The organism is Rhizobium sp. SVR5-9E (assembly GCF_056755095.1).
In genome coordinates, this window is sequence record NZ_JBNDHS010000075.1 from 16,475 (window position 1) to 29,809 (window position 13,335).

Sequence of the window (13,335 nt, forward strand, 5' to 3'; positions counted from 1 at the left end):
ATCTCTCATAGGCATTGCTGATGAGCGCTGATATTCGCTGCTCGCAACGCCGCATCGCTGAAATGCTTTTGACCACGGATGTACTGGCACTGGTAAGAAGGCGATGGTGAGGAAGGTCGATGCGGTTTTGCCCCGACCTTTTTTGTTGCCTGAAAGGCTGGGGTTCCAGACAGCGGATCAGCAACGGCTCGTCGTCGTCGAAGTTTCCATTGCTGGCGGCATCGTAAGGATTGATGCTCCGGCCGCCGCCACGCGTGCCATATGCCGTCAACTGGACCATGACTTCCTTCGCACGCTCAATGGCCTCTTCCTCGTTCGCAGCGTGACTGTCCGCAACATTGATCGACACGGCTTCCCCTTCGTCACCGACAAAATCAATGCGCCAGACAGTTCTCTCGTGAGCAACCTTGGTTTCCAACAAGTGCATGTGACTACCCGGCCTTCCTGCCTTTGAGATCGGCTTCGACGCTCTTCCGGAGTGCATCCATAATGTTGACCACATTGGATTTCGGAGCCGCTTCCGCAGCTTTCCCCTTCGCCGCCTTTTTCGGTTTCAACGCCTTTTTCTTCTCGGCGATGAGCTTCAACAGGCTGGTTTGAATAGGATCGCTGACCATGTCCGGCGACCAGTGTGCGGACTTCTGATTGATGAGTTTCTGAACTAGGGGGACGAGATCGGGATCGGCCTCATCCTCGATATCCTCGAAATAGCTCTCTTCCGGCCGAATCTCATCGCCAAACCGGAGCGACCAGAGGATGATGCCTTCGTCACGCGGCTCGAGGATGACCGCGCGCTCGCGGCGCCCCATGACGAGTTTGGAAACACCGACAACCTTATCGGACTTCATCGCGTCCCTGATGACGGCGAAGGCCTCATTGCCAACGGCGTCGTCAGGCATCAGGTAATGCGGCTTCTCGAGGTAGACCCACTCGATGCTATCGGCGGGGACGAACTTCTCGATGTCGATAGTCTTCACCGTATCGAGTGCCACCCGATCAAGGTCGTCATCGGTGAGAATGACGTAGTCGTTCTCACCGCGGGCGTAGCCCTTGGCCTCTGCTCCTTCCTTGAGAGGCTTCCCGGTAACGGAGTCGACATACTGCGAGACTACGCGGTTGCCGGTGTCCTTGTTCAGCGTGTGGAAGCGGACCTTTTCGGATTCCGATGTCGCCGGGGTCATTGCGACGGGGCAGGTGACCAGGGACAGCTTCAGATAGCCTTTCCAGTAATATCGAGGTGCCATTGGTCAATCTCCCTAGCTTGCCTTGCGACGCGGAGCAGCCCCGGAGGAGGCGCCCTTCGAAGCCACTCCGCGCGCGGCGCGGTGTCGACCACCGCCCTTATTCGCGTTTGCGGCGGTGCGTTTCGTGTTGGTATTCTCGGCGGCGTCAGCCTTCAGCAAACCAGCACTCTCACGAAGGGCGGCAAGCAGATCGTTTGGCTTGGAGACCTCGACCTTCTTTGGCTTCGGCAACGACTTGCCTTCGATCTTGGCTTTCACCAGCTCGGCAAGGGCGGCCTCGTAGCGGTCGTCGAACGTGGCGGGATCGAACTCGCCTTTCTTCGTGGAGATGATGTGCTTCGCGAGATCGAGCATTTCACCTTCGATCTTCAGCTTCGGCATCTCCTCGAATGCCTTCTTCGACGAGCGAACCTCGTAGTCGTAGTTCATGGTCGTGGCGATCAAGCCCTTCCCGTGGGGCCGTATCAGGACAGAGCGAACCCGACGGAAGAGGACGGCCCGTGCGATTGCCGCGACATTCGACTTCTTCATACCGTCGCGAAGAGCGACGAACGCATCCCCTCCCATCTTGTCCGGGGTCAAGTAGTAGGGCTTGTCGAAATAGACGTCGTCGACTTCGGAGCAAGGGATGAAGGCCTCGATATCGAGCGTTTTGTTGTTCTCCGGGATCGTCGCCGCCACTTCCTCGGGATCAATGATGATGTACTGGCCACTGTCGATCTCGAAGCCCTTGGTCTGCTTCTCCTTCGGAACAGGATCCTCGGTCTCACTGTCGATGAAGATGCGGCTGACCCGGTTGCCGGATGCCTTGTTGATCGTGTTGAAGGTTATGCGCTCGCTGGTGGACGCTGCCGTATAAAGAGCGACGCCGCAGCTTACCTCGCCAAACTTCAGAAAGCCCTTCCATTGGGCGCGATGTCCCGATGCCATACGCTTGACTCCGAATCACTAGGTGCGATTCAAAGACGTGCGAAGGTGATTCGTTCCGACTCCAAACGAATCATTTTTCAATGGCTTACAGAATCGCCCTCAGAGATTGATTCAGGCTGCATCGAAGGTTCATCCTCCTTGCTCATGCGATTCGTTTCACCCGGATGCGCCAGCCGAGTGGCGACGAATGGATGGCGACACCCTCATCGTCCTCGTCCATTTGAAGCGTCGCGACGATCCAATCCGGCGACATCACTCCGGGCAGCTCATCGGCGTGGATGAGCTCGATTAGGTTCGCGTCCGTCGCTTTCCAGTGTCCATAGATATCGCATTAACTCATTCCTCGGCGAACTGAATATCGCTTTCGGTTGGCGCTTCAAGCAACGCCTCATCGACTTTCACAACCTCCCACGGGAACCACCGGAATCCCCGGGAGTTTTTCCCGCGAGCGTTCATTCTACGGAGATGCACGATGGCAAAGACACAGACATCCCGAGGCCGCGCACAGGATCGGGCCTGCGTTGCCGGAGGCCAGGGATCATGATGTCAAGTAGGAAGCAAAGAAGAAAGGTGTCTCCAGGGATACCGATAAGAAGGCGGTCAAGAGCGCCGGAAACTCGCGGAAGAAGGTGGAAGCGGATCGGCCGCCACTGACCAGCGCGAAGAGGGTGCGTATCAAGGCAGTGCCACCATCTCGGCAATGTCGGACAACGTCCCGAGGTCAATGTTGAATGCTGCCAGTCATCCGGCAGGTAGATGTCTCGGCAGGCGCACCAAAGGACATAATCCGGGCAACGTGTACCAGATCATCTGGCGGCCGGACGCTGAAGAGAAGCATCCTCCGGATCAATCGATCTTCGCAGCCGAAGGTCGGGAGTTCCCGACACGAGCGATCACACGAACGACTTCGACTGGATCTTCAAGGCGCTGAAGAGCCAGTCTGCATTGACCTCCATCAATCCGAAGCTCATCCGCGATCTCGCAGCTCGCACCATGAAACTCATCCGGCACGACATACCTTCGGGATCCGTGCAGGTCGATTACGATGTTCTGGAGGGTGTCGCCGGCGAGCCCATGAAGGAGTGCGCTCCTCAAGAAAGTGCAGGAAGGAAACGAATACGAAGTGGCTCTGCAGTGCTAGGGTAACAAAGACCTGGGTCTTCGCTCATCTTGTCGCCTGACTTTCCAGCCATTGCTAGCCCCTTGTTTCATAGGTTGTGTAGCAGGCTGGTCCTTCTGTCCCGGAAATGGATTTATCGAATTCTAACTATCCTGTTGGAAGTTCGCCGGTCATGCCGATGGCGAGATGTCATTGCTTTCTCGATGGCCGGCGAGGGTAATGCGGAACCATTTGTTGATGGAACGAAGGCTACTCAGCGTCGCCGACGACTCCCTTCGTAAGTCCGAAATCGTTGGTTTCAGTCCCATCATTTCAGCTATAAGGTGGGAGACATCGCCCAAAGGGATTCAAGGCCGATGCCCCCAGAGAAGAATGACCGTTCGCCTGTTGCGCTGGAACAGCGCGACATAAGCGCCGACCAGCGCATGTTCTCACCTTCCGCGGTGCGAAATTCGGCATCGATCCTCGCAGTCCTAAAACGTGTCCTTCCAACATGTGGCGCCGTGCTGGAGATTGGATGCGGGACCGGCGAGCACGCCGTGTGTTTTGCGGGAGCAATGCCCAACCTCACCTGGCAGCCGAGCGATCCGGATGCCGACGCCCGCAGCAGCACGTCTAGCTGGATCAAATTCGCAGGGCTGAAGAATGTGCTGGCACCGCGGGATATTGATGTGTGCTCAGGACAATGGGGCGTCGAACAAACGGGGCATTTTGACGCCATCGTGTCGATCAATATGATCCATATCGCGCCATGGGCAGCAAGCTTAGGATTGTTCGCAGGAGCTGGCCGTTTGCTTCACGCTGGTGGGCTTCTTCTTCTCTACGGCCCATTCATGCGCGACGGGGCACACAATGCCCCCTCGAACGCTGCTTTCGACGCGGCTCTAAAGGCGCGCAACCCATCCTGGGGTGTACGTGATATCGCTGATCTTGAACAAGTGGGTGAGGCCGCTGGACTTAATCTCCGCGAGACGATCGAGATGTCTACCAACAATATGTTGCTGGTCTTCTCCAGCGGTAGTGCCTGAACGACGAGCGGGCGCGAAAAAGACGTGGGCCTATAGCACCATTCGGGCCCTTTGTAGCCGTTCGAGGTCGATCCGAGGAACGTGCGGTATGTGCTAGAATGCGGCCGAAGGCGGAACGCGACAGACGCACTGCGAGGGGTGGTGTGATCGAACCGGAATTCGCGCGACCGAGAGCCGATGTTGTGCTCTTGGAAGGGGAGACGAGGACGATGCCGACACCAGAGCAACCCAGTCTAATAGTTCGACAGAAATCCCCACCGAACATCGAGTTTCCGTTTGCGTCGCTCTCCGATTGGCCGATCCCAACCGAGCTGTTCTTCGTGCGAAACCATTTCCCGTCGCCGGACCTCGATGCACGAGACTGGAGATTGCGCGTTGGCGGGGCGGTGGAGCGGCCGATCGAACTTGACCTCGACAGCATCAAGGCGATGCGGAGCACGACTTTCACCGCCGTCGTCGAGTGCGCAGGAAACGGGCGCGTCTACTATGTCCCGCCCAAGGAGGGGTTGCAGTGGCAGAACGGAGCCGTCGGCAATGCCGCGTGGACAGGTGTTCTTCTGCGCGAGATTTTGGAAATGGCGGGCGTTAAGCGAACCGCACGTGAGGTTCTGCTCGCAGGCGCCGACAGCGGCGTCGTCGACACGAACAAGAAAACGGCTTCTCCCGGCCCCATCGCTTTTGCGCGCAGTTTACCGCTTGAGAAGGCCATCGCTCACAGCACGATCCTTGCCTATTCGATGAACGAGGAGCCGTTGACGCGCGATCACGGCTACCCGCTACGCGCGGTCGTGGGTGGCTGGTTTGGCATGGCTTGGGTCAAGTGGATCACGCATATCACGGTTGTGGAGCAACCGTTCCTTGGCTACTGGCAGGCGCGCGACTATTTCCGTTGGGAGCGCAGCCTCGGGGAACCCAGGCTGGTCCCCCTTGCGGAGATGGAGGTCAAAGCGCAGATCGCGCGTCCCGTGCAGGGGGCGCACCTCATCGCCGGCCAACCTTATCGGATTTTCGGAGCCGCGTGGAGCGGAGAGGCTGTCATCCGGCAGGTGCAGGTCTGCACCGGAGATGGCAGGGGCTGGCGCGAGGGAAGGCTCCTCGAAACAGAATGTCCCTTTGCATGGCGCTTATGGGAGTACATGTGGACCCCTGAAGAAGTGGGGCGATATATACTGCGATGTCGCGCGATCGATGGGGCGGGGTGCGTGCAGCCCGACCTCCCGCGTTCCGACTGCGAGAGCTACGCGGCCAATTGGATCGTTCCGGTGGAGGTTACGGTCGTTCCCGAGCCACAGACGTACGAGGAGGAATTCGTGATCTAATCACCCGCAGGGGGCGGAATGGCGGCTTTCTGGCGCAACTGCGACCCGCGTTGTGACTGCGTCATGTCCGCTTTGCAGCAACAGCGACCTGTGGCTTGATGACCATTATAAAGGCGCGCATTGCCGCCCGGCAGCATCGGCAATCGGTCAGTGGTGTCTTTGATCCCATTTCTGCTAGAGCTGGGAAGCAAATCGCCCGCGATGTCACCAACTGCCGAAGTTCGAAAGGCGCAACGGGCTGATGGGCCTCTCGCTCATCGAGCCTCTTGTCTTGAAGGGGGAGCGCGATTAGCGTCCGGCGCACCGACATTGCGAAGAGTTTCGTCAAACTGCTTCGCGAGAGTGGCTTCGAGGCCGACCTGTTGGACGCTGACCGAAGACCTGGCCGACCCGCAGCGTCCTGGCACGCCGTACGACGGGATCTGGGCCTGTGCCTGCCTGATTCACGTCGCGCGATGATTTCGGTACGGTGCTTGGACGGCTTGCCGAGGCGACCCGGACTGGTGGCCGACTGCACGCCTCGGTTAGAGAGGGCGACGGCGAGGATGTGTCCACACACGGCAGTGCTGCAGCGCCGCGCCACTACGTCGAGACGTACTGGCGTGAGCCTGCCCTGCGGTCCGAACTCACAGACGCCGGCTGGATCGTCAGCGAGGTACGTCGGTGCGTCGGAAAGCCCCATGATTGGTGGTTGAGCGTTTGGGACACAGGGTGACACTGGGAGCCTTCGGTCGCGCGAGTCCGGTAAGCCGAGAATACAGTTGCGTCAGAGCTGGACCGATTGGAGATTTAGCTTTCGCGAATGGCTATGCGAGGATCGTGGTCTGCAACGACTGCTAGATCGCGTTTCGTGTTGAATACGGTCTCGAAACCAGTGGACAACGGCTGTATCTGGGTACCCGCGGAAAATGAGCGCGTTAGAGTGGAGCATTAAGCACCCACCGAAGAAGAGTCGTGACCTCGTTCAGATTCATTCACGCCGCTGATCTCCACCTAGGGAGCCCTTTCCGAGGCCTATCGGTAAAGGATGAGCAGCTCGCCGCGCTATTTTCGCGAGCGACCAGGCAGGCAGTAACGCTGCTGGTCAGCCGTGCGGTCGAACTCGCCGTCGACTTCGTCGTCATTGCGGGAGACATCTATGACGGGGACTGGAAGGACAACAAGGTCGGTCTTTTCTTCAATTGTGAAATGGGCCGGCTACAGCGGGCGGGGATCCCAGTCTACCTGATACGAGGAAACCACGATGCTGCGAGCGTGATCACCAAGACGATCACGCTGCCGGACAATGTGCACGAATTCGCAACGAGCAAGCCCTCCACTTTCCTCTTCGAGGAAAAGAAGGTCGCGCTTCATGGACAGGGTTTTACGGACCGGGCGGCATACGAGAATCTAGCCCTCGGCTATCCTTCGGCAATTGCAGGCTGGTTCAACATAGGGGTTCTGCACACCTCGATGACCGGGCGAGAGGGGCATGAGGCCTATGCTCCGTGCTCGGTCGACGATTTGCGATCCCGCGCTTACGAGTATTGGGCGCTTGGCCATGTCCACGAATTTGAGATAGTCGCATCCGATCCGTTGGTTGTCTTCCCAGGTAATCTCCAGGGTCGAAGCATCCGTGAGCAAGGCGCAAAAGGTGCAGTAGTTGTGACTGTCGATCATGGTGTCGCAACCGTCGACCGTCTTGTCGTGGACAGCGCCCGATTCATCTCAATCGGCATCGACGTTAGCGAAAGCGATCTCGATGTCGATGTATTGAAGCGGATTGAGGAAGAAACCGCCCGCTTGTCTGCGCAGTTCGACGGCAAGCCAGTCGCGGCACGCATCCGGATTTCCGGAGCCTGTGCGTTCTATGACGATTTGGCGCGTGATCGAGCGCAGTGGCAGGATGAGGTGCTCGCGGCCTGCCAGCGGGCGTACAGTGACATCTGGATCGAGAAACTTGAGCTGCGGCTCTCCTCCTCGGTGGCCGTCGCGGAAAACGCCTTCGCAGGGATTGAGCTTCTCAGAGCTTTAGGGGCTCATGAGGATGACGCCATCCATGTCGATGAGATCTTGATGGAAATCTTGCCGAAGATGCCAGGAGGCCTCGCCACCAACGATAGCCCCCTTGGCGCTTCAAATTTGGAACTGCTGAAAGAGGCGCGTGAACTGCTTCTGGCACGAATGACCGCTGCGGGCTGAACCATGCGCTTCGATCGGCTTGATCTTCTCCGATACGGCTCACTTTCGAACCGATCCATTCCTTTTCGGCCGGATGCCAAGTTGCATATCGTTTACGGGCCGAATGAGGCGGGCAAGTCCACTATGCTCCGTGCCCTATCTGACCTCCTGTTCGGCTTTCAGAACGAACTTGCCGGATTGCACAAGTTCGAGCCATCCATCCTCAGGGTCGGCGCGAGCCTGACGCGTCGAGACGGAGCATCGATCGATTTCCGGCGCCGGAAAGGCCGCAAGACAACATTGGTCTCCAATTCGGAACAAGAGGCGCCTCTTGCCGACGATATTCTCTCACCCTTCATCGGCGCGATGAGCCGGACCGTCTTTGAAAAGGCCTTTGGAATGGATTCGGCCAGGCTCCGCCAAGGGGGAGAGGAGATGGCGACGGGCGATGGCGAGATCGGCCGCCTCCTGTTCTCGGCCGCGTCCGGACTGACTGGGCTCACTCAGTTGCGCAAGAGCTTGGACAGTGAGGCTGACGCGATTTTCTCTCAGCGGAAATCGAAGGATCGGGCCTTCTATCAGGCGCTCGACCGTCACGAGGCTGCGCGGCAGTCCGAGAAAGTTCATGAGCTCCGTTCTCCCGACTGGAAGCGCCTTTCTAATGAAATCCACGAGGTTGAGCGCCAGTTGGAAGAGCTTGGTCACGCGCGTTTACGAACGAAAACTCGTCTTGATCTTCTACAGAACCTACGCACGCTCGAACCGCTCCTGACTGATGTCGATGTAGAGTTGGCCGGACTGGCGGAATTTGACGAGATCGCCGCAGTTCCGAAGGAAACCGAGCAGCAGCTTGAAAAACAATTGGCACGTCTCCACGAACTCGCCACACGAGAAGCTGCCTCCCTCGAGACGAGCGAGCGCATTCGGGACGAGTTTGAGGCACTGCAGCTCGACCCTGCTGTTTTGAAGCAGCGAGACTTGATTCACGAACTTCTCACGGAAAAAGTGGCGTATTCTCAAGCGAAAGCCGATTTCTCCAGGGTCAGGGCAGAGGTGGCGGATTTCGATCTCGAGCTTGCTGGTCTCGGTCGCAGGGCAGGTCAGAGGGGTTCTGTTGAAACACTCATCCAGACGCAGCCAGCCGATGCTCAAATCAATCGTCTCAATAGTCTTATCCGTGATGGAAACGAGCTGAAACGCGCCGAGACGACCCTACGGCAGCGCTTAGAAGACCAGACTTCGGAATTCAGCCGTATGCAACGAACCGAGAGCGGTGGTACGCTTCAAGATGTCGGGCATCTGCCGGAGCGCCTTGGTGCCCTCCAGCCAGATATCCGATCGATCGACCGGATTGAGGAGATCGACACTGCGCTAGCAAGGGCACGGCAGGATATTGGCGAAGCGATGGCTCGCCTGGCTCCTCCGGTTGAGGATATCGAAGCTCTTCTAAAGCTTCCGCTTCCGGACGAAGTTGAATTGGAGAAACACCGCCCCAATCTTGTAGCAGCTTCCGACCGTGTGAAACGTGCCCAGGAAAAGCAGGCAGAGCGCCGCTTGGAGCGTGAGGACGTAACACAGCTTATTTCGGACCTCGAAGATGATCGGCACCTTATTACCCGCTCGATGATCGAAGAGGCGAGGGCGGCTCGCGATGCGGCCATTGTCGGATTTCAATCCGGCAAGCTATGGGACGATGTGTTGCCAACGCTTGTTAGCGAGGCGGACAAGCTATCGGACGGTGCACTGTCGCAAGCTGAGCGAACCGCCCGCCACTCGGAACTGACGCTGAGGTTGGCTCGACTTGATAGTGCCATCGGGGCCGGGGAGCTTGAACTCGAGGCCGCGCGGGATCACGAGGACAGTGTACAGGCCGCGTTTTCGCGTCTTTTCGACCATGCGGGAGTTCCTGTTCTCGATATTGATCAGATGGGCAAATGGCTACGCAGCATCGATGCCATTGTTAAGCGGCGCGAGAGCGTCCGAGACCTGGAGGATCAGCTTCGCATTCTGCAAAGCCGGAAGGTCCAGGTCACATCTGAACTAGCGAACATTGCAACCGCCCTCGGGCTTGAAGCGACACTTGCCGGTCCGCTCTCGTCTAATGTCAGGCTTGTGGAGGCAAAGCTGGCCGAACAGGCGAAGGCATGGGATGAGAGGCGCATGGAGCGCGCCCGTCAAGAGGCGCTGGAAAGCGACATAGCCGACGGTGAGCGCAAGATCGCTGCCTTGGCTATAAGAGTTGATGAGTGGCAATCCCACTTCGCCGAGACCTGCGTTGCTTTCGGGCTCGATAATGCTCCGACCCTCGAGATGGCAGAGGCAGCAATTCAAGTCTGGAAAGAGATCCCACGCTGCTATGCCGAAAGGCAGAACAGACAGCGTCGCGTGGACGGCATGACACGCAACATCGATCAGTTCGAGGACAAGCTGTCGACAATATGCAAATCGATCGGCGACGATCTTTCCAGACTGGCTCCGATGCTCGCTGTCGATATCGTGCACAAACGAATGACCGACGCACAATCTGCCGAGGATCATAACCGCCATCTCGCCACGAGCCGAGACCGAGTTTCCGCCGAACTTCAACAGATAGCCGAGGAACGCCAGTCGATCAGTCAGGCTGTCGCTGTTCAGTTGGATCGCCTGAATGTTCAGATGGACGGCAGGACACTTCTCGAGCGTCTCGGAAGGCGTCGTGCCGTGGTCGAGAAGCTCGACGACAGTCGGCGGAGGCTGTCGCTGCATTCCAGGGGCATCAGCGAAGAAGACATCCGGGTGAAACTGGACGACTTCGATCGCGTCGCTGCCGATTTGGAGATCGAGGCGCTGGCAGCCGAGGATTCTCAACAGTTCGACATGTTCGGCAAGCTCAAGGGAAGACTCGCTGAATTGGCATCGACAAAAGAAGCGCTCGAGACCGGAATGAGCGCGGAGCAGGCTGCTTTCGACAAGGCCTCTGCGGAACAAGAGACACAGGATCTGGCCCGTCAGTGGGCGGTTCTGAGGCTCGCCTCAAAACTGCTATCGACCTCTATGGAACGTTATAGAGAGTCACAGGCAGATCCGCTGCTCGCGCGGGCAAGTGAGTACTTCGCCACCTTGACGAACGGCTCCTTCATTCGCTTGGTGCAGGAATTCGACGATCAGGATGCGATAAGGCTCAAGGCAGAACGAGCCGACGGTGAGCAGCTCCCGACGAAGGCGCTCAGCGAAGGTTCCGCAGATCAGCTTTACCTCGCCTTCCGTCTGGCGTTCATCGAGGACTTCTGCAGCCGCAACGAGCCACTGCCTTTCATAACGGACGATGTATTTCAGTCGTTCGACGACGAGCGAAAGGCTTCCGGATTGAAAACTCTGGCGTCCGGAGGGCGGGCGTTCCAACCGATCTTGTTTACACACGAGGGCAAGATCATTGAAATCGCATCCGAGCTCCTGGGAGATGACGTCGATATTATCAGGTTCGAACGCCTCGCTGGCGCCTGAAGCCATTGACTGGTGCTAGCGCGATCTTGCTGTGCGCCCTTAATACCGCAAGTCCGACATCGAGCAGGTCCCGACGTCGGCGAAGATTATCCGACCTCCCACTTCTTCAAATACTCCCTCGCGTGGTCCTCCAGCCTTTTTAGATGGAGTTGCGCGCGCGTTACCGCTGAATCGATGCGTTGCAAATCTCGCCCAGTCACCGACAGCCCGGCAGTAGTCTTGGCCGCATTTTTCGTTATCTCCTCAACACGTGCCAACGCCTTTCTGGCGCTACGCAGATAGGTGGCGCCAACAAATCTGACCGCTTCAAATTCGTCGAGATCTGCTTCCGCAAAATTCTCGATCAGCTTGATCACCATTTTCGCTGTTTCAGGAGAGAGGATCGTCGGGTTCCCCGCTGCACCAGCGGTAGCGTTCATTTTTGACAAGTTTGCCTTGATCCTGTCGATACGACGCCTTTCGTTCCCGCATCGGCGTGTCATTCGCTTCGCAAGCGTCAGGTTCTTTTCAAGCGTCATCGCGACGGTTTGGCGATGGAAGCGATCAGCGTCTTTCACCTGCTTGGCAAGGAAACGAATTGTCGGGATTGCAATTGCGACAGCAGCCCAGCCGCTCAGTGCTGAGATCCACTCCCTCACACAGTGTTCTTCCGGCTGCGCCCAAGGAAGCAAGGAAGCCAAGACGGGACAGATGGAGCACACCAAGAAGGCTGCCCTCCGGTATTCCATATCACGAAAACGACGGCGGCCGTCACTAGCCCGAAAGCAAACCCTCGCCGAAAGCGATGCTGCGAAACTGCGCCATTCATTTCAGGTGATCCCGATCGATCTTCTTGGTCCGGACAATTCTGCTGAAATCTTGAAGCCTACTCCAAGAGCGCCTTGACGGGACTTTCGAGCTTTTCCCTTGTTGCGGCCAGCAGCTTCTTTTTCGCCTTATAAGAGGCGCAGAATTCTTCGAGCAGCTTGAGATCGTCGGTCATGTCGTTCGGCCTTGGTGCCGGTAGGTCCCGTCCATACGACATGTCATGACCTGAGCGCTCCGAGACCTGCTTCATTGCATGGTAGATCGTCTTATAATCGTTGTCGTCGACCCCTACTTCCTTAAGCCGCTGCGTCATCACATCGGGAACAAAGCGGACAACCGTCTTGTTGAGGACAAGCTCCTCGACGGCACGTTCCCAAGTTTCTCGCAGATCCGAGTAGAAGTCTTTGACCAGCCTGCGATAGCTGTCGGTATCGTGCTCAGTCAAAGCTGCATTCGCCTTGGCGCGTTGTCTGAGGTCGGCGATGCGAACGTTGAGGTCGGCGATCCAAGGCTCCCTGTCTTCCTCGATGACGCCAAACCCGGCAGTGTCTGTCTTTCGAATGACCGTTTTCACAAGTGGTGCTCGTTCGCCGACCCTGGCCGCCTCGGAGACGATCTCGTTGAAGAACACGATGTTGTGCGTGAAGATGACTACCTGCCGACCCTTCGCGGCTTCGGCGACCAATCGCCTGGCAACCCGACGCATGCGTATGTGATCGAGAGACGACACAGGATCGTCAATGATCATTCCGTAGTTCTCGCGGTCGTCCCCGATTTCGGCGAGGAAGCATGCTAGCGCAAGCGCTCGCTGTTCGCCTTCCGATAGGATTTGATTATTCTTGACGTGCTTGACGCCCTTGAGGCCGATCGAGAACAGGTTCTGACCGCACGATATTTAATCTGTCCATCATCGCGAACTGCGAGCAATTGCCATGCAAATTGGAGTGCGATCGCGCGCATTGAAGCCGCCTGAGGCAATGCCATCCTCCATGATTCTGGCCGGGACACATTAATTTAACAGTGCCCTCGAACCACCTCGATGCCCGCAAAGCAGATGGTCCGCAGGTTGCCGTCTTCGAGGATCGCGGTCGTTTCCGGCGTCCAGCGATCGGCTCGTCCGTCCGATCGCGGTCACTGACGTCGTCGCTCATATTCGTTCCTTATGTTTTCCTGCACAGTGTAAGCAAAGACGGTCTTTCTGGTCACCAGGTCGCGAGAGCGCTTGTCGAATTGGCGGAAGTGGT

At 57.6% G+C, this 13,335-nt stretch carries 8 protein-coding genes and 3 pseudogenes; 6 read left to right on the forward strand and 5 right to left on the reverse strand.

Annotation, left to right across the window (positions count from 1 at the left end; translation table 11 throughout):
* Positions 1-178 precede the first annotated feature (178 nt).
* From ACPYOJ_RS25830 to ku (ACPYOJ_RS25840), 3 genes and pseudogenes are all read right to left on the reverse strand, one after another.
* A pseudogene (locus tag ACPYOJ_RS25830) lies at positions 179-427 on the reverse strand (hypothetical protein); the annotation flags it as partial.
* Positions 428-431: 4 nt separating this feature from the next.
* On the reverse strand, positions 432-1,244 hold the full coding sequence (gene ku, locus ACPYOJ_RS25835; RefSeq protein WP_481418795.1) for a non-homologous end joining protein Ku: 813 nt from the start codon (positions 1,242-1,244) through the stop codon (positions 432-434).
* A gap of 12 nt (positions 1,245-1,256) precedes the next feature.
* Positions 1,257-2,174, reverse strand: a complete 918-nt coding sequence (gene ku / locus ACPYOJ_RS25840; RefSeq protein WP_481418796.1) for a non-homologous end joining protein Ku — start codon at positions 2,172-2,174, stop codon at positions 1,257-1,259.
* Between the two features lie 472 nt (positions 2,175-2,646).
* Between ku (ACPYOJ_RS25840) and ACPYOJ_RS25845 the strand changes: the two are divergent.
* The 6 genes and pseudogenes from ACPYOJ_RS25845 to ACPYOJ_RS25870 form a co-directional block, all read left to right on the forward strand.
* Positions 2,647-2,815, forward strand: a pseudogene (locus ACPYOJ_RS25845) (DUF3606 domain-containing protein); the annotation flags it as partial.
* An 835-nt stretch (positions 2,816-3,650) separates the two neighbouring features.
* The gene (locus ACPYOJ_RS25850) at positions 3,651-4,322 is read left to right on the forward strand and encodes a DUF938 domain-containing protein (RefSeq protein WP_481418797.1); all 672 of its coding nucleotides are present in this window, start codon (positions 3,651-3,653) and stop codon (positions 4,320-4,322) included.
* A 209-nt stretch (positions 4,323-4,531) separates the two neighbouring features.
* Positions 4,532-5,641, forward strand: coding sequence for a sulfite oxidase (locus ACPYOJ_RS25855; RefSeq protein ID WP_481418798.1), 1,110 nt, complete (start codon positions 4,532-4,534; stop codon positions 5,639-5,641).
* 287 nt (positions 5,642-5,928) lie between these two features.
* Positions 5,929-6,356: pseudogene (locus tag ACPYOJ_RS25860) on the forward strand (class I SAM-dependent methyltransferase); the annotation flags it as partial.
* A 239-nt stretch (positions 6,357-6,595) separates the two neighbouring features.
* The gene (locus ACPYOJ_RS25865) at positions 6,596-7,822 is read left to right on the forward strand and encodes a metallophosphoesterase family protein (protein WP_481418799.1); all 1,227 of its coding nucleotides are present in this window, start codon (positions 6,596-6,598) and stop codon (positions 7,820-7,822) included.
* A 3-nt stretch (positions 7,823-7,825) separates the two neighbouring features.
* On the forward strand, positions 7,826-11,284 hold the full coding sequence (locus ACPYOJ_RS25870) for an ATP-binding protein (RefSeq protein ID WP_481418800.1): 3,459 nt from the start codon (positions 7,826-7,828) through the stop codon (positions 11,282-11,284).
* 86 nt (positions 11,285-11,370) lie between these two features.
* Here the strand turns inward: ACPYOJ_RS25870 and ACPYOJ_RS25875 are convergent, their stop codons facing one another.
* Both ACPYOJ_RS25875 and ACPYOJ_RS25880 read right to left on the reverse strand, forming a co-directional pair.
* The gene (locus tag ACPYOJ_RS25875) at positions 11,371-11,922 is read right to left on the reverse strand and encodes a hypothetical protein (RefSeq protein WP_481418801.1); all 552 of its coding nucleotides are present in this window, start codon (positions 11,920-11,922) and stop codon (positions 11,371-11,373) included.
* 227 nt (positions 11,923-12,149) lie between these two features.
* On the reverse strand, positions 12,150-12,986 hold the full coding sequence (locus ACPYOJ_RS25880; RefSeq protein WP_481418804.1) for an AAA family ATPase: 837 nt from the start codon (positions 12,984-12,986) through the stop codon (positions 12,150-12,152).
* Positions 12,987-13,335 lie beyond the last annotated feature (349 nt).